We start from the raw sequence: 17596 nt of genomic DNA on the forward strand, positions 1-17596 counted from the left end.
CAGAGCGTGACACGGCGTATATTCTGACGCCTGTTAGCAACAGTTTTAGCCGACGCTGCGTGCGCTTCCCATCAGATGCGCAATCATGTCACGGTCAATTTCCAAAACGATTTCGTATGTATCCGAACCTGTCGGGTTGATACGCACGGTACGCGCGCCCCGGATCGTTCCCGAAACAACACCACGGAAAGTATCATTCTGAACCATAAGATCGATAACTGTTGTCGAACTGTCCACCTGTAGGCCGTGGATCTGTTCGGCAAGGTCGCGCATAGCAACCATACGGGCTGACCGAATAGCCATCAGACGCTTTTGCGCATCCGAGCGCCCAGGCTGTGATGACACAACAGCATAACCAACCGCCGTCAAAGTCGGAATTTCGTCTGCGCCCGCGTCAAACACCTCGGCAACCGATGCCAGTGATGTTGCCTGGCTTTGTTCAAGCGTTGATAAGCCTGTGCCGCTGGTGGACATCGCCGATTTACCACTAAGGCTATCGGCAAGTTGACAGCCAGACACCGCCAATGACGCCGCCATAAGGGCCGCAAATGTAATTAAAGTATTCCGCTTGGGTGTATTAAGCATGGATGTTTTTTGCATGGGTCCGTTCCATTCTTCAAAAATTTGATACGCACCAGCTATGCATTATCCGTGCCACTCATCTCAAGTGACGGGTTTTCGGGCTTTTCCCGATGAAAATGCCGGTTTTTTTCATTCTGGCACGCTTATTGCCTTTATTTACGCGGGTGCTGTCAGCTCAACTGGCTGCAACATATAGTTAAAAAGGCATAAAGCATGTTTATTCAATCTATTAGCAATAATATAGCTAATCCAATCCGGCGCCATGTCCCGGGGTTTGCATCACATGCTGTTCAATATACTGACAGAGGATATGCGTCATGGAAATGACACTCGCCCGATTTGGCATCAACGATCCAAAGGCTCTGGTAACGACTGGCATTTTGCCGGTCGGTATTCTGGTGCTGATTTCAATGATGGTTCTACCCTTACCGGTATTTCTGCTTGATACGTTTTTTGTCTTTAATATCCTGATGTCTTTACTGATCCTGATGGTGGCGATGAACGCATTGCGGCCACTGGATTTTTCAAGTTTCCCCAGCCTGCTTCTGATCGCCACAATCCTGCGGCTTGGTCTGAACGTGGCTTCAACCCGGATTGTGCTAAGCGAAGGCCATACAGGTGGTGATGCTGCCGGTCAGGTCATCAAGGCGTTTGGCGAATTCGTTATTTCCGGCAATTACGCTGTCGGTATTTTTGTATTTATCATTCTTATTATTATTAACCTTGTTGTGATCACCAAGGGTGCTGGCCGTGTTTCAGAAGTTTCAGCCCGCTTTACTCTTGATGCAATGCCAGGCAAACAGATGGCAATCGACGCCGATTTGAATGCCGGTGTGCTGACCAATGAGGAAGCACGCGACAGGCGCGAAGAAATTGCCAGTGAGGCCGATTTTTACGGAGCCATGGATGGTGCATCAAAATTTGTCAAAGGTGATGCTGTAGCGTCGATTTTGATCCTGATCATCAATATCGTTGGCGGTCTGATCATCGGTATTTCACAGCATGATCTGTCAGTCAGCGTGGCTGCCGAAAACTATATTCTACTGTCTATCGGTGATGGTCTGGTCGCGCAGATCCCGTCTTTGCTATTAGCCATTGCCACAGCGATCATCGTCACCCGCGTATCATCAACCCAAGATATGGCCGCACATATCGGCGATCAGATCAGCCTGTCACGTGCATGGGCCCCTGTTTCCGGCGTTCTGATGTTGATCGGTTTTGTTCCGGGTATGCCTAATCTGCTGTTTATCGGCGCGGCGCTGATTGCGGCCGGTGCAGGCTATTGGTCCTATACAAAGGAACGCAAAGCGCTGGAAGATGTTGGTGCCGAAGAGCTGGCCGAACTGGAAGATGTAGCCAAGTCACCCGATCTTATCGAACTTGACGAAATTGCCGATAATGCGCCGGTTTCAATCCAGCTTGGTTACGGGCTTGTCGAAATGGTCGAGGAAGATACTGGCGGTCCATTGACCAACCGCGTTACCGGCATTCGCCGTCAGGTATCAAAGGCCCTTGGCTTTATCGTGCCCGCGGTTCGTATCCGCGATGATATGAGCTTGCCAGCGAACACCTATCGCATCCGCATTGGCCCGACCATCGTAGGCGAAGATCAGGTCTATCCGGATCGCAAACTGGCCATTCCAGGTGACAATGTGAATATCAAAATTGACGGCATTGAAGTCAAAGACCCCTCATTCGGTATGGATGCCATCTGGATTACCAGCCAGCAACAGACCGAAGCCGAGGCCAAAGGATATGTCGTGGTGGCACCGGAATCAGTGCTGTCAACGCATCTGAGCCAGATACTTTACAAATTTGCCGGTCAGCTTATCGGTCAGGATGATGTTCAGGGTCTGCTTGATAATCTGGGACAAACATCACCAAGTCTGGTTGAATCAGTTGTGCCAAAGCTGGTGCCGCTTCATACATTGACAGGTATTTTGCGTACCTTGCTTGAGGAGCGTGTGCCGGTCAGCGATCTGCGCGGCATTCTGGAGAATATGTCAGGGCTGGCAGCGCGTAATCTGTCCACTGCCGATATGGCCGAGGCGTTGCGCCCTGCCCTTGCCGGATTGCTGATCCAGCAGGTCGCACCCTTGAACCAGCCTTTGCCCGTTATCACGCTTAATTCCGATCTGGAACATATGCTTATTTCAATGGCACGTCAGAGTGGCGATCAGGGACTGGTGCTGGATAACAGCCTAGCCCAGCAGCTTCTGGAAAGAATTTCAGCCGCCAATGAAACATTGGCATCACAAGATAAGCAAGCCGTGATCGTTGTATCACCAGCGATCCGCCGCGAATTTTCAGCCATTATCCGTCAGCATATCGACGATATGGTTGTCCTAGCCTTTACCGAATTACCTGAAACACGAAAAATCGAAGTCGTTGCGACCATCAGTGGCGAAGCCAGCGCATAACCATGATGGCATTCGCCTCAACAGATGTGACTATGAAAGGATAAAATAATGGCAACCATAACCGTATCAGCATCAGATACCGCAGCTGCAATGGATGAGATTTTCCAGAAGCTCGGAGATGATGCAATGATCCTGGAAACAGCCAATCGAAATGGCAAGATCGAAATGGTCGCGACGAATGACGCGGCGCAACGTGTCAAGGTCAGGCCGTCAAAAGTGGCCAAGAAAGCCCCTGCCTTTACCGAGCTTTTCGATCAGAAACTGGTTCAAGAGCCAATCGAGGACATGCCACAGGGTGATGCCAATATAACGGCGGATTTTGCCCTGAAAGCATTGGCGAAAAGCCAAAGCGAGGATCAATCATCACCATCTGATATGGCAGCGATGCGCAAAGATATGGCGATGCTGAAATCGATGCTGACAGGCATGATGATTACCGATGAGAACGGTCTTAGCGAAAAACTGGGGCATAGCACGACGATCAAGCTCCGTCAGGCCGGATTTTCACCCGAAGTGGTGAACGAATTGCAACATGCGTTTGAAGGCCAAACTTATGAAAAGGCGCGGTTGAGCTTTATGAACGAACTGGCACGCCAACTGATCCGCCCGAATACCGAGGATCTGTTCGAAGCCCGCCTGATTTGCGTGGTGGGATCAAGCGGTAGCGGCAAGACAACGCTGGCAACCAAAATTGCGGCGCATTGCAAGGAAACCGGTATCGCCAATAACATGATACTGGGCACGGTCACATCCGAAAGACAGGCAGGTGACACCATCAAGGATCATGCCCGTTTGATGAATATGCCATCGGTTGATTTTCCGCTTGCGGAACTGCCAATCCGGGTCAAGGAAACAAGCCGCCGGATGATTATGGATGTATCAGCACAACCAGATCAGGCGGTAGCCGCGATCCGCAAAGCCACGGCAGCGCTGGATCCAGCGCGGGTTGCCGTTGTGCAGGCCATTCCAGGCGGTAGCAGCAGTGTGATGATCGCGCATCAGTGCGCATTATATAAACAATTGTCACCAACCATTGCGCTGACCAAACTGGATGAGTGCGAAGCCACCCCGCCAGAGCTTTGCAGTCTGCTGACGCATGGCAATGGTATCGGGCTGTTGACAGGGACAAAGTCCATTGTTGGCGGAATAGCCATTGCTACAGACGCAATATTAGCGCAATATTTAAAAGAGAACTGCTAATGAAAGCGCTGATGTATTTACTTTTGTCCGTTACGGGCAACTTTGTTTTTTCTAAGCCGGAGTGATCCTGACATGGCATCTTCAATTGCAGTTGCAAGTGGTAAAGGCGGCGTTGGCAAAACCAACATTGCTGTCAATCTTAGCCTGACCCTGTCCCGCATGGGGAAAAAGGTTACCTTGCTCGACGCCGACTTTGGTATGGCCAACGCCCATATTCTGCTGGGGGTAAATCCGCAAAATTACATCAGTGACGCGATTAGCGGCAGTGTGCCATTAGCCGATACGGTTTGTCCGGGGCCTTTGGGGATGAATTTCCTGTCGGGAGGCAGTGGTCTTCTGGACATGCTGAATCTGGACAAGAAAACCCGCTATGAAACCATCCGGCTGATGGATAATCTGGAGCCAAAGCCCGATGTTCTGGTGGCGGATGTTCCCGCTGGCGCGTCCGATAATTCGATTGCCTTTGTGGCGGCGGCCGACCGCGTTGTTGTGGTTCTGGTTGGTGAGCCGACAAGCTTTCTTGATGCCTATTCGCTGATCAAGGCGGCCAATCTGGAAGCGGGTGTGCAGAATTTTTCAATTGTCGTGAATATGGTGACAGGCAAAGGCCAAGCGCAAGCACATTTTGCTAAATTCCAAAACATCGTGTACCGTTTTCTGGATGTAAAGTTAGAGTTAGCTGGATATTTACCGTTGTCAAACCGGATCAGAAAATCGATTGTCGAACGTCGTCCGATTAGTCTGGGTGATAAGAATCTTCCCGAAAATCTGGCGCTGCAAAGCCTGTCCAAAGCCGTAATGGACGCCACCCCCAACCAATCCAATGGCATTCGCTATTTCAGCAAAACGCCAAATATGGTAGGAGCATAGCCCATGAAATCCGGTTACGCGGAACAAAAACCCGACGTTGAAGGCCTGATCCGCGATCATATGGAGCTGGTGCGCCAGATCGCATGGCATATTCATGGCCGGGTTCACGCGTCCGCCGAAATCGAAGATCTGGTGCAGATTGGCTATTACGGGCTGGTCATGGCCGCCCAGAATTATACGGTACAGGAAGGGGCGACCTTTAGCTCTTATGCCAGCATCCGTATTCGCGGCAGTATTGTCGATCATCTGCGCAAAAATTCAAATCTGTGCCGGACGACAATCCAGATGCAAAAAAAGGCACGACAATCCGAAGAAATTCTGCGCCAGAAGCTGGGGCGTGATCCGTCTATTGATGAGGTCGCCAGTGATCTGGATATAGCCCCCGAAGAAATGCGCGAATGGGAACAAGCCTTTCAGGCGAATGTGCATCAGTCGCTGGATAATGTGTATGACGAATTTTCAATCTGGTTTGTGTCGAATGAAAATACCCCAGAAGATAATATAAGCGACAATGAATTGCGCGACGTTCTGAAAGATGCGCTGACCACACTGCCCGAACGTGAGGCCTTGGTTATTCAGCTTTATTATGTCGAAGAATTGAATGTATATGAGATTGCCGAAATTCTGGATGTGACCACAGGGCGCGTATCGCAGATCAAAAAGGCAGCCATCGCCCGCCTGCGCGGCTATATGGAACAGATCGATGAACAGGAAGCCATAAGTGGCTGAGGCCAAGGCAAGCATGTGGCACCAAACCGACCAGATCAATATGTCGGTACAAATGGCCGATATATCGCTGGATGCGTCTAGGGCAGCTCTTGATGGGTCTAGCGAAGCTCTGACGCTGAAAATCAACTGCAATTTGAAGAATATCGCCCGTGGCCAATGCGCCGTGACGATCCAGCCCCGTGCAGATGCCCCCGATGACAGCGGGACAGCCGAGAACGCAGCGCGTGGGCAACTGCATATTTTTGTTGATCGTCCACTTATGACCGCCACGGTAACCGTATCGGCGCGTTATTTTGACCAGCTTACAGGTTTTATGAGCAGGGCCAGTAGCCGCCCGATGGAGCTGGTTCTGACGCTGGAAGATGCGTTGGCGGTGAGCCTCGACGGGGATTTGCGCATCGATAGCGAAACCATCATCGCCATCACCGGCATAGTGGCCACTATACCGGTGAAATAGCTGTATCAGCCGAATGACAAGAAGATTAAAGGAATTTCTTGACGATATCAGAGTCAGCCTGCAACATCCGCGAGGAAGCCGAATAAGCCTGTTGTGCGCGGATCATGCTGGTCAACTCGTCATTGATCTTGACGTTTGAAACTTCAAGATTGCCGCTTAGCACATCGCCGAAATTGCCCTGGCTAGCGGCGCCAACCGCCGGCAAGCCGGTTTTGGCATTCATGATAAACTGGCCATTGCCCTTGGAGGTCAGATCAGCCTCGTTCTGAAAGCGTGCCAAAGCAATGGTCCCGCGATTGATAACCGCACCATTGCCGCGGGTCATCGCGCCAGCATATGTCGCCTTGATCTGGCCATCAACGCCAATCGAAACCGAGGTCAGAAGCTCTTCAGCCGCGACATCGCCATCTTCAGCAGGATTGCGCCGCAACGGCAAACGCAACGGGGCACCATCAAGGCCAATCAGAAAATGACCTTCGTTATTGACAATGAAACCATTCTCATCAAGGCGCATCGAACCATCGCGCGTGTAGCGTAGCTCATTGCCTGCATTCGGCGGGGCGACGATAAACATGCCCTCGCCAGCAACCGCCAGATCAAGCTCGCTGCCGCTGGTCTTGAACGCCCCTTGCGCATGATTACGGCGGGATGCGTCAAACACCGTGCCCTTGCCCACCTGCGCGGCGGCGCGCTTCTCACCAGCTATGCCATAAATATCCTGAAACTGGGCGGATGACCGCTTGAAGCCATTGGTGCTGGCATTGGCGATATTGTTGGAAATGACACCGATTTCCTTGTTGGCGGCGGCGATTCCTGACCTGATTATGGCTAGCATAGTGACCCTCTTTGATTAATTTCACACATCTACATTCAATTTCTGTGCCGAAATCACCAGCTTTGATATTTTTATCACGCCGATAGTTTTTTTCATCGCTGATAGGCTTACTATCGCTTAATTAGTTGCCATTTTACAATTTTCAGGCATGATATGAGCATTATCTAAATTATGATTATATGTTCATTCGGGTGTCATGAGTACAAATCCACCAAATGCGCTTATCACTGTGCCGAAAGCCAATCCGCCAGCACGGCGCAACGACAATGACAGCAGCGGCTTCCGTCTGGTCAATGGCGATGTGCATCTGGGTGACCGCAAAGATGTGCAGAACCGCCTGCCGGACATTTTGGGTAAGGCGCTGGCGCTGATCTGGATCGATAAGGAATTTAACGACCAGTTTTCACGCGACCCGCAAGGCACGCTGACCAGCCATGGTGTGCATCTGCCCGAAAATATGGTGATCGAATTCCAAAAACCAGGCACCGACCGGCCACGCATCGTCGTATATGAACGCCGCCCCAATTCCAAATTCAAGCTACGGGTGTTCTATCTCCAACTTGTGATGATGGCAGGGCGGTAATGGTCAGGCGCATGTTGACATACAGCACCCGGATTCTGGCTGGTCTAATACTGGTGCTGACGCTGGCCACACAAGCCAGCCTAGCAACGGATAATGCCACCGCCAGCGATGCCGATCTGACCAGTGACGCCGCATTTAACCGCGCGGTACAAGCGGTCAAAAGCAAGAATTATGACGCTGCCATTAGTATTTTCGAAGCCCAAGCAGAGGCCTCACAACATGATGCCCAATATAATCTGGCAGTGCTGTTACATGCTGGAAAAGGCCGCCCACAAAATTTCCAGCAAGCCTTGATCTGGGCGTGGTCAGCAGTGCTTGGCGGCATTGAAGAAGCAGCCGAGCTGGCCGATGAGCTGGCTGACATGATACCCGAAAAAGCACTGGATGATGCCCGCGAAAGCCTGCGTGACAAATTACAGACGCGGATCGATGCTGGCGACCGCACTGCGGTCATGCAGTTTGCGTCCTATCATGCGACATTGCTCGCGGAAGCTGACTTTGAAACAGCCTATATCTGGTATTCAATTGCCGCCGCCATTGGCGAAGATGGTAGCATCGAAGCCCGCGATGACGCCAAAGGCAAAGTCGATGATGAAGAAATCGTCAAACTACAGGTCAAGGCTGGCACAATTTTTGAAGGGCTGACCTTCAATAACTAGCCTTCGATGACCGATGGCTGTCAGAACAGGAGACGAAAATGCAGGTTAAAGTTCACTGGATCATCGACGGTGTTGCCGAGATGGACGCAGAGTCATTCGAGGCTGCCGAAAAGCATATTGAAGATACAATCCGTGGTCTTATCAGCGACAAACCTGACTTGCTGGACAAGCTGGGCGCGCGTGCGATTCAAGGCAAGGCCTATCTGCCCGGATCCGAAGATGATATCGACATGGCCAATAACAGCGAGGGTTAGGACGATGCCACAGGCTATCATCACTACCCTGATTGCGACTATCCTTGTGGCTGGCCTTGTGGCTGGCCTTGTGGCTGGCCTTGCCAGCCCTGCCCTTGCGATTGGTAAAACATATGTGCCGCGTGATGACAGCAAAGAAGTGCCAAAAATGGAAATTTGCCGCCTGATGAAGGTCGAACGTGACCCTGAACAAGGTACCAAATGTATTTATCAACGGCAAAGCCGCGGGCAACCTGCGCAAATTTCGAATGATAGCCCAACTGCGGCCTGTCAAAAAACCTTTCAGTGCAAGCGTGAATAAAGCTTATAATTGAAACTGTTTTATAGCTTCTGACGCCAAATTTTGCACGCCACTTGAGGCCGCAACCTTATTATGTGTAGCAAATGCTTCGTGGTTATCAGCCAGATGTGGCACATCATATAGATAGTTTACCATCAAACCTGCCGATTGCTGTTTGCCCTTTGGTGATATGTCAGCGTCGCCATGAATCGCCTGTACCCTGGCCCCATTATTGAGATGAAACCGCGCGACAGGATCGAGAGGCCGGTTATCTGCGCGCTTGGCGTTGAGCAGATAATGCGCAACCAGCCGCCGTAAATCACCCGTGTCCAGATTATCCGTCTGGAGGTCACGGCCATTACACCAGCTTTTAAAGCCCGGAATTGGTGATAAGGTCACAAATACCGATAGGCTGGGCAATTCCCGCGACAAGGTCTGCACAACGGTTTTAATAAGCGAATTACCGAATGAAATGCCAGCTAACCCCTGCTGGCAATTAGAGATCGAATAGAAGGTAGCGGTGGTGGCAGTATCTGCGCTGATCGCCTCACGATCATCCGACAGGATTGCCTGAATTGAATGTGCCATCGAATCTGTCAACGCCACCTGCACAAAAATCAAGGGTTCATCGGGCATTGAAGGATGGAAAAAGGCAAAACACCGCCGGTCTTCAGGTTGCAGACGTCGCCGCAAATCATCCCAGCTATCAATTTCATGCACCGCTTCATAGGCAATGATTTTTTCAAGGATATGCGCCGGACTCGCCCAGTTGATAGGCCGGATCACCAGAAACCCCCGGTTAAACCAGCTTAGAAACAGCGTTTTGAAATCATAATCAATAATAGCAATATCGGGATTGTCTTTGGCCAGACGCAACAAATCCTGACGCATGGCCACAAGTTGCGCGGTGGCACCAGGCACCTGGTTAAGGCGGCGTATAAGCTCCTGACGCTGTGGGTCAACCGCGTGCATGAATGTAGCATAGTTTTTCTGGTCAGGGTTTTGCTGGTAAACCGACAATGCCATTTTTGCGGCATCTGCATTGAGATCAAATTCATCACGAAGCTGGCAGAAGAAAGCAAGCTTATCCGCATCGTCAAGGGCGGTATATTCATTCAGAACGGCTTGTGCCAAAGTAGCGCCAGAGACCTCGCCCTTGCTGGTCAATAATTCCCGACATAACACATCAAGCGGTGCCTGTTTCCGCGCTGATAGTTTGCCAAGGCTGGAAGCACGTTCGAATAATGTCGATAAAAGATCAGCGAAATAGCTCATATTTTCCCTAATCAGTTTAATGGCGTTTGTTTAACAGGGTTAAACATAATGTACTATATGAAGCTGGGTAGTGACTAGGCTATGTTTGTGCTGTCGCATTAGCCGCTTTTTTTTTCGTCGCTGGTTTTGTCTTTGCCAGAATCGCTGCCTGTTCTTCTTCAAGCAGTTTCTTTTTTTCCGCATCCTTTATGGCAAGTTTTTCAAAGATCGCCAGCGCTTCATCAGCTTTGAGTTTATGCAGAACGCCTTTTTTCACCTGATCTGGTGACCACATCCAGTTTTTGTTGAAATCATATTTCATCGCCCATGCGCCGAAAACACGTCCATTCACGTTCTTTCCACGCAATCTTTTGATATCCGTATGACGTTTATCAACGAGTATTTTTTCGTAAAGGGCATCGATGGATTCTTTCGGCCCTTCCAGAAATTGAAGATAGAAATCAGACCGGCAAATAAGACAGCCTGTCACTTTCAGGGGGGCATTATTCGCCATAGCAGACCGCAGAACATCTTTCAAGATGCCGTTACTGAAATCGGTTGGCTTTGAAACATAAATAATCTGTTTCACCTTTTCAGGTTTCGGCACTTTTTTCTTGGGGCCCGATTTTATGGGCAGAACAGTTTTAACATTGTAATCAATATCATGGATAGTGAATAATTTGTCATGCGCGGTGGTTCTTTCCTCTTCCCATAGTTGTTCATCTTCCTTGCTTTCAAAAACGAAAAAGCTGCCCAGAATCTGTTGGCGACGCCGGATGGTTATTAGCGTAATCTGTTCGACGGTTCTGGCGTAAATCGTTTCGATCGTTTCCATCGTGGGTTTGATATCAAATTCTTCGATATATTCACGATCTACGGCGGCGCGTAAGCGCTCTAATGTATCACGCTTGACGTTTGCCGCGGCCTGACGGGTGGCGCGTTCCAATCGGCTGGCTTCAAGTGCCAACTCATGGCGCTGGTCATAGCTAGGCCGTTTGATGATGATCCATAAAGTCATATTATCTTCATCAAACTTCATCTCGTCAAAACCAGCAGACCGCATAACCCGCCTTACATCACGGACAATATCCAATCGGGTAACAGACACACTGAAAAATCTGGCTTTGGGGTCATTTTCGAGATGGACTTCGGCAAAGTCGGTAAGATGACGGTTGCGATAATCGATAACAACCCGCACACCATATAAAATATTTTTGAGGGTATCGAGTGACGCCAATTCATTTAGCGAATGGATGTAGCCATCAAGCATGGCTTCGATACGGTTTTTACACGCACGGGAATAGGAGTCTGCAACCTTCCCCATTCCTAAATCCATAAGACCACCCACATGTTAGATTTTACCTTCAAACTATAACTTGTGATGTGTTACTAAACTGCTACAAAACAGAAAAATATTCAGCTCAAGGTGCGTTGATTTTGTAGCATGGCAGTGCCAAAAATGCACAGCAAGATCACGGCATGAATAATGTTTATTCATAACAAGGGATTACTACCTATTATTGTGAAATCAATGCGGGGATAAAACCTGAAAATTATTTTACCTTGCTATCAGAAAATTCACGACGCAACGTATCATCATGTTCACCCAGCGTCGGGACAGCGCCAAAGCCATGCGATTCGCCCATAACGGTGGCACCAGGGGCAAGCAATTCAAGCTCACCTTCGCTGGTTTTCACCGTCACAAAACGCGACTGCGGATGACTGGCCAGTTGATCAAGATTGTTGAGCCGTCCATAGGCAATATCAGCTCTGGCCAGCAAATCAATCACCGCATCACTGTCATGACGGGCGAACACCGACAGGATCATCGCATCAAGCGCTGGCCTGTTTTCAACACGGGCGATATTGCTGTGAAAGCGAGGGTCGCTGGCGATGGCTGTATCACCCAGTACACCAGTACATAAATGTTTCCATTCGCGTTCATTCTGGATCGAGATCAGAATGACCTGCCCGTCACCACATTGATAAGCACCATAAGGGGCGATAGACGGATGATGCAGCCCCGGTCGTGCAATGGTCTTGCCGCCATAATGATGCTGGAGATAAGGCACATTCATCCAGTCAGCCAAGGCCCCGAACAATGAAACCTCAATGCCACGCCCAAGGCCCGTTTTATAGCGTGCTATGATGGCCTGTAGTATAGCCTGATAGGCTGTCATGCCGGCGGCAATGTCACATATAGACACGCCCACCCGGCCAGGTGCTTGCGGGGCACCGGTAATCTGTGCCAGCCCGACTTCGGCCTGTACCAGAAAATCATAGGCTTTCATCTGGCTCAATTCACCTGTCGATCCATAACCGCTGATGTCACAGGTGATAAGACGCGGATATGTATCGCGCAGGCTTTGTGAGGAAAAACCAAGTCGTTCAATTGCACCTGGCATCAAGTTCTGGATAAAGATATCCGCCTTGGCAATCATCCGATGGAGCATGGCCAGATCATTGGCATCTTTCAAATCAAGACGCAATGATTCCTTGCCCCGATTGAGCCAGACAAAATACGAGCTATTGCCACGGGCATCAGCATCATATTTACGCGCAAAATCACCCTCGGCGCGTTCTATCTTTACGACGCGCGCGCCCGCATCGGCAAGTTTACATGACGCATAGGGGGCAGCAACCGCCTGTTCGATACTGACAACAAACAACCCATCAAGTTCTTTTTCCGACATTGGTCACTCTCCATCAAACAGGCTATGAATTTGTTTTATTATGGTTTTCATAGTCCCGGATTATCTGTTTTGCCTTTTTTATGACGGGCAAATCAAGCATCTGGCCATCCATCTTGACGGCGGCACCAGATTGCGACTGTTCAAGTGCAGCGCATGCCCATTCATAGGCCTGCTGATCCGGCACAAAGGCCGCCATAGCGGGAGCCACATGGTTTGGATGAATAAGAAGCTTGCCACCAAAGCCCATGGCACGGGCTCGCTTTGCCGCGTGGCTGACCGCATCGATATCATCAATTTCGACACTGACGCCATCAAGCGGCTTTGGCTTATTGGCCAGACGTGATTGCAAGACAAGCTGATGACGCGCATATAATAGCGGTTCCCAATCCGGACTGGTGCCAAGATCAAGCGCAAAATCCAGATGACCAAAGGCACATACCGCCACCCCCGGATGTGCCAGAATATCAGCAAGATTGGCTATGCCACGCGCTGTTTCGACAAGCGCAATGATAAAGGCATCGGGGCCAAGAACAGCCTGTACCGCCTCTATCTGATCGGGGGTTTCTGATTTTGGGACAATCACACCCGCGGCGACCGAGTCACGTATGGCACGCAGATCATCGGCACACCATTGACTGTCAGTAGCATTACAACGCACGAATAGCGGCACATCAAAAGCAGATAGCGTTGCAAGGACTTTGCGCGCGCTGGCCTTATTATCGGGGATAACGGCATCTTCAAGATCCATAACAATGGCGTCGGCACCTGATGCCGCGGCCTTTGCCAGCCGGTCAGACCGATCTCCCGGCACAAATAGCATCGCTGTGGGAATGATATATGTCATGTGATCTTTGCCTTTGTCGTTACGGTACCGTCTGCAGCTCTGACAGATCCGGCGAGATGATCGTTAGCATCGCGGGTCAATGTAACATCGATTGTTCCACCCAGCACAAGCGGTGCCACACCGCGATAGGAAAAGGTTGCTGGCGACTGGCCTAAATGGGTGGCGGCAAGATTGAGCAGCAACGTGGCCTGCATCGGCCCATGCACAAGCAAGCCATCATAACCTTCAACACCGGTGGCATAGGGCTGGTCGTAATGAATCCGGTGGCCGTTAAAGGTCAAGGCCGAATAGCGAAACATCATCAGCGTGGTGGGGGTGACCTGCCATCTGGCAAGCGTGGTATCAGCATCGGGTGTGACAGGCGGCAGCATGGCAGCATTGTCGGTGGTTTCGCGATAGACAACATCCTGACGCTCGGACAGGATCAGATCATCAGCAACATGATAATCATGCCCGATAGTGACAAAGCAGAGATTGCCGCTTTGGCCGCGTTTGAACTGAACATCGCGGATGGTCGTGGTTTTGGTGACATTGTCGCCGGTTTTGAAACTGCCAGAAAAGGTCAGGCTGCCGCCTGCCCACATGCGCCGTTCATAGCCGATCTCGGGCAAAAAGATGCCAAGGCGGGGATGACCATCAGCACCAGCATCCGAAGCTGGCACCGTATCCGGACATAAGCACCAGAACACACCCAGCGGCACATCAGAATGAGCATAAATATGCGGCGTGAAGGTGTCGGTAAAATGCGCCACAAGACGCGGGGTGATAATATCGGTGCGGCTAAAGCTATGGCCAATCCAGTCATCAACATTCATCTTAGCCCCCTTTCATATGATGGCACGGCGTGATGTGGCCGTGGCTAGTAGGATTTTGGCAGACCCAGCACGCGCTCGGCAATATAGGACAGAATCAAATTGGTCGAAATCGGCGCAATCTGGTACAGCCGCGTTTCGCGGAATTTGCGCTCGATGTCATATTCCTCGGCAAAGGCAAAGCCGCCATGCGTCTGCATACAGGCCTCGGCTGCTTCCCAAGACGCATCAGCCGCCAGCAATTTCGCCATATTCGCATCTGCCCCGGGATCCTCGCCAGCGTCATAACAGGCAGCGGCGCGATAGACGATGGCCTCGGCCGCGATCATATGCGCATAGGCTTTGGCAAGCGGAAACTGGACGCCCTGATTCTTGCCGATCGGCTGGCCAAAGACCGAACGTTCACTGGCATAGGCGCTGGCCTTGTCGATGAACCATTTGGCATCGCCAATACATTCAGCCGCGATCAAGATGCGCTCGGCATTCATGCCTGAGAGAATATAGCGAAAGCCCTTGCCTTCGTCGCCAATCAGCGCGTCTGCCGGAATTGACACATTGTCAAAAAACACCTCGGTGGTGGCGTGATTGATCATCGTGCGGATCGGCCGGATCGTGACCCCCTTATCCAGCAGGCTGTTCAAATCGAGCAGAAAAACCGAGAGGCCATCGGTGCGTTTGGTCACCGCATCGCGCGGCGTGGTGCGGGCCAGCAACAGCATCAAATCGGAATGTTCAGCGCGTGAGGTCCAGATTTTCTGGCCATTGATAATATAGCGATCACCTTCACGGCGGGCGGTGGTTTGCAAAGCCAGCGTATCGGTGCCCGACGTCGGCTCGGTAACGCCAAAGGCCTGTAGCCGCAAAGAACCATCGGCAATGCGTGGCAGATAGGCACGTTTCTGCGCATCGCTACCATGGCGTAATACTGTTCCCATCGTATAGATCTGCGCATGACAGGCCGCCGCATTGGCACCCTGTTTGTGGATTTCTTCAAGAATAACCGCCGCCGCCGTTAGATCAAGTCCCGAACCACCATAGGCTTCGGGGATCAGACATCCCAGATATCCCGCCTTGGTCAAGGCCGCGACAAACGCCTCGGGATAGGCCCGGTCAGCATCAAGCGCGCGCCAGTAGCTACCCGGAAAGTCTGCGCATATCTTGGCAATGCCAGCGCGTATATCGGCATAAAGCCCCGCATTCAATCCAGCTGGCCTATTGGCATTTTGTGTGGGCGTCATTGGCTTCATTCCTCTAACAATAGACTGCACCCGTCGTGACAATCTCAGTCATAGCATATTTTGTCAGCGACGGCATCTAGTTCGCGGTGACGGGTTGTCAAAGCGCGTGATACAGGGCATATCTCTGGAATATTCTAGTCACTGCAACATTCTAGCCCCACCAACCCGAAATCGAGATATTATGCCCAACCCCTTTTTCCATGGCATCGCCAAAATGATCGGCATGCCATCGTCGCCTGCATCCGACAGCAATACAGCCAAGACAGCTATCACCCCGATGCAGGCCAAGACCGAAATATTATCGGGTCTGACCGTCGCTCTGGCGCTGGTTCCCGAAGCGATCGCCTTTGCCTTTGTTGCTGGCGTGGCACCGCTTGTAGGGCTATATGCGGCCTTTATCGTCGGTTTGATCACCGCCGTATTTGGTGGCCGCCCGGGGATGATTTCAGGTGCGACTGGCGCGCTGGCCGTGGTGATGGTCGCATTGGTCATGGATCATGGGGCGGAATATCTGTTTGCTACGGTCGTGCTGATGGGCATTTTGCAGTTGCTGGCAGGTGTTTTCCGGCTGGGTAAATTCATCCGTATGGTGCCGCATCCGGTAATGCTGGGCTTTGTCAACGGGCTGGCGATTGTGATCGGGCTGGCGCAGCTGCAACAATTCCAGATCGTCAATGCCGATGGTACATCAAGCTGGATGGCTGGACCCATGCTCTATATGACGCTGGCGCTGGTAGCGGTGACCATGGTGATGATCTGGGTCACACCGAAGATTACAAAAGCCATTCCAGCACCGCTGGTAGCGATTGCATCGGTCACATTGATCGTGATTGTTGGCGATCTGAATGTGTTTCGGGTTGGCGATATGGCCAGCGTCGCAGGCGGCTTGCCACAATTTGCCTTGCCAGATGTGCCGATGAATATGGAGACGCTGAAGATTATTTTCCCCTATGCCTTTATTCTGGCGGCGATTGGCCTGATTGAAAGTCTGCTGACGCTGAATCTGGTTGGTGATCTGACTAATCAGCGTGGTGGGGCATCGCGCGAATGCGTCGCCCAGGGCGCGGCCAATTTTGTTACCGGTTTTTTTGGTGGCATGGGCGGTTGTGCGATGATCGGCCAGTCAATGATCAATGTGAAATCAGGCGGGCGGACGCGTCTGGCTGGCATTGCCGCCGCGCTGTTCCTGCTTGCCTTTATTCTGTTTACGTCGGATCTGATTGAAATGATTCCGCTTGCCGCCTTGGTCGGGGTGATGTTCATGGTGGTAATCGGCACCTTTGCGTGGAATTCACTGATGATAATGCGGCGGGTACCGCGCGCAGATGCCTTTGTTATTATTCTGGTGACAGCGGTGACTGTGTATAAGGATCTGGCGATCGCGGTGATTGTCGGGGTTATCATTTCGGCGCTGGTCTATGCGTGGAATGCGGCCAAGCGGATTCAGGCCTCGACACGCCCTTCGGTGCGTGAAACAGGCGCGCTGGTCTATGATATCAGGGGCCCGCTTTTCTTTGGTTCAACCGCCAGTTTCATCGAATTGTTCGATATTGCTAATGACCCGAAGCTGGTGATCCTCGATTTTGCCGAGTCCCGCATTGTCGATCAATCAGGCTTGCAGGCAATTGAAGATATTGCCGGTAAATATGCCGCCGCCAATAAGCAGATCATGCTACGGCATCTGTCGCGTGACTGTCATAAGTTGCTGTCACGCGCGGGGCAGATCATTATCGATAGTGATGATGATCCGGACTATGGTGTTGCGGTCGATTATTCGGTTAAGATCGGTGCTATGGGCGGCGGGCATTAAGCTGAGTCAGGTTGATTGCCCATCATAGTCACCTTTAAAGTGTCTTTGGGAGGATAGGCATATCGACAACGCATTC

18 protein-coding genes are annotated in these 17596 nt (G+C 51.2%); 10 read left to right on the top strand and 8 right to left on the bottom strand.

Annotated features, from left to right (window positions below; all coding sequences use genetic code 11):
- Window positions 1-45: 45 nt before the first annotated feature.
- Window positions 46-600, bottom strand: coding sequence for an LPP20 family lipoprotein (locus SAR116_RS04405; protein WP_013045733.1), 555 nt, complete (start codon window positions 598-600; stop codon window positions 46-48).
- Between the two features lie 305 nt (window positions 601-905).
- Between SAR116_RS04405 and flhA the strand changes: the two genes are divergently transcribed.
- From flhA to SAR116_RS04430, 5 genes are all read left to right on the top strand, one after another.
- Window positions 906-3002 carry a flagellar biosynthesis protein FlhA gene (gene flhA / locus SAR116_RS04410; RefSeq protein ID WP_238531191.1) on the top strand — a complete coding sequence of 699 codons (2097 nt, stop codon included), beginning with the start codon at window positions 906-908 and terminating at the stop codon, window positions 3000-3002.
- A 48-nt stretch (window positions 3003-3050) separates the two neighbouring features.
- A complete protein-coding gene (locus SAR116_RS04415; RefSeq protein WP_013045735.1) occupies window positions 3051-4202 on the top strand; it encodes a flagellar biosynthesis protein FlhF in 1152 nt (383 codons plus the stop codon).
- Between the two features lie 72 nt (window positions 4203-4274).
- Window positions 4275-5072 carry a P-loop NTPase gene (locus tag SAR116_RS04420; protein WP_013045736.1) on the top strand — a complete coding sequence of 266 codons (798 nt, stop codon included), beginning with the start codon at window positions 4275-4277 and terminating at the stop codon, window positions 5070-5072.
- Window positions 5073-5075: 3 nt separating this feature from the next.
- Window positions 5076-5801 (top strand): sigma-70 family RNA polymerase sigma factor, encoded by a 726-nt coding sequence (locus tag SAR116_RS04425; protein ID WP_013045737.1) that lies wholly within the window; start codon window positions 5076-5078, stop codon window positions 5799-5801.
- On the top strand, window positions 5794-6258 hold the full coding sequence (locus SAR116_RS04430) for a hypothetical protein (protein WP_041860760.1): 465 nt from the start codon (window positions 5794-5796) through the stop codon (window positions 6256-6258). Before SAR116_RS04425 ends, SAR116_RS04430 begins: the two co-directional genes overlap by 8 nt.
- 25 nt (window positions 6259-6283) lie before the next feature.
- Here the strand turns inward: SAR116_RS04430 and SAR116_RS13205 are convergent, their stop codons facing one another.
- Entirely contained in the window at window positions 6284-7093 is an 810-nt protein-coding gene (locus SAR116_RS13205; protein ID WP_013045739.1) for a flagellar hook basal-body protein, read from the bottom strand.
- A gap of 196 nt (window positions 7094-7289) precedes the next feature.
- On the opposite strand from SAR116_RS13205, the gene SAR116_RS04440 reads away from it, so the two are divergent.
- Genes SAR116_RS04440 through SAR116_RS04455 form a run of 4 tightly spaced genes read left to right on the top strand, consistent with a single transcriptional unit; the run spans window position 7290 to window position 8890 of the window.
- Entirely contained in the window at window positions 7290-7676 is a 387-nt protein-coding gene (locus tag SAR116_RS04440; RefSeq protein WP_013045740.1) for a hypothetical protein, read from the top strand.
- 11 nt (window positions 7677-7687) lie between these two features.
- Window positions 7688-8335: an SEL1-like repeat protein gene (locus tag SAR116_RS04445; protein WP_041861147.1), complete on the top strand. Its 648-nt coding sequence runs from the start codon at window positions 7688-7690 to the stop codon at window positions 8333-8335.
- Window positions 8336-8373: 38 nt separating this feature from the next.
- Window positions 8374-8589 (top strand): hypothetical protein, encoded by a 216-nt coding sequence (locus SAR116_RS04450; protein WP_013045742.1) that lies wholly within the window; start codon window positions 8374-8376, stop codon window positions 8587-8589.
- Between the two features lie 4 nt (window positions 8590-8593).
- Window positions 8594-8890, top strand: a complete 297-nt coding sequence (locus tag SAR116_RS04455) for a gluconate 2-dehydrogenase (RefSeq protein WP_013045743.1) — start codon at window positions 8594-8596, stop codon at window positions 8888-8890.
- A gap of 3 nt (window positions 8891-8893) precedes the next feature.
- Here SAR116_RS04455 and SAR116_RS04460 read toward each other — a convergent pair whose 3' ends face one another.
- From SAR116_RS04460 to SAR116_RS04485, 6 genes are all read right to left on the bottom strand, one after another.
- Window positions 8894-10144, bottom strand: a complete 1251-nt coding sequence (locus SAR116_RS04460) for a malonyl-CoA decarboxylase (RefSeq protein ID WP_013045744.1) — start codon at window positions 10142-10144, stop codon at window positions 8894-8896.
- Window positions 10145-10223: 79 nt separating this feature from the next.
- The gene (locus SAR116_RS13210) at window positions 10224-11447 is read right to left on the bottom strand and encodes a BLUF domain-containing protein (RefSeq protein ID WP_049757483.1); all 1224 of its coding nucleotides are present in this window, start codon (window positions 11445-11447) and stop codon (window positions 10224-10226) included.
- A 229-nt stretch (window positions 11448-11676) separates the two neighbouring features.
- Complete coding sequence (locus SAR116_RS04470; RefSeq protein ID WP_013045746.1) at window positions 11677-12816, bottom strand: CaiB/BaiF CoA transferase family protein; 1140 nt, start codon at window positions 12814-12816, stop codon at window positions 11677-11679.
- A gap of 22 nt (window positions 12817-12838) precedes the next feature.
- Window positions 12839-13660 (bottom strand): HpcH/HpaI aldolase/citrate lyase family protein, encoded by an 822-nt coding sequence (locus SAR116_RS04475; protein ID WP_013045747.1) that lies wholly within the window; start codon window positions 13658-13660, stop codon window positions 12839-12841.
- On the bottom strand, window positions 13657-14475 hold the full coding sequence (locus SAR116_RS04480; protein WP_013045748.1) for an HTD2 family dehydratase: 819 nt from the start codon (window positions 14473-14475) through the stop codon (window positions 13657-13659). Before SAR116_RS04480 ends, SAR116_RS04475 begins: the two co-directional genes overlap by 4 nt.
- Before the next feature lie 44 nt (window positions 14476-14519).
- Entirely contained in the window at window positions 14520-15710 is a 1191-nt protein-coding gene (locus SAR116_RS04485) for an acyl-CoA dehydrogenase family protein (RefSeq protein ID WP_013045749.1), read from the bottom strand.
- 277 nt (window positions 15711-15987) lie between these two features.
- Between SAR116_RS04485 and SAR116_RS04490 the strand changes: the two genes are divergently transcribed.
- Window positions 15988-17520: a SulP family inorganic anion transporter gene (locus SAR116_RS04490; RefSeq protein ID WP_238531192.1), complete on the top strand. Its 1533-nt coding sequence runs from the start codon at window positions 15988-15990 to the stop codon at window positions 17518-17520.
- The last annotated feature ends 76 nt before the right edge of the window (window positions 17521-17596 follow it).

The organism is Candidatus Puniceispirillum marinum IMCC1322 (assembly GCF_000024465.1).
GTDB lineage: Bacteria > Pseudomonadota > Alphaproteobacteria > Puniceispirillales > Puniceispirillaceae > Puniceispirillum > Puniceispirillum marinum.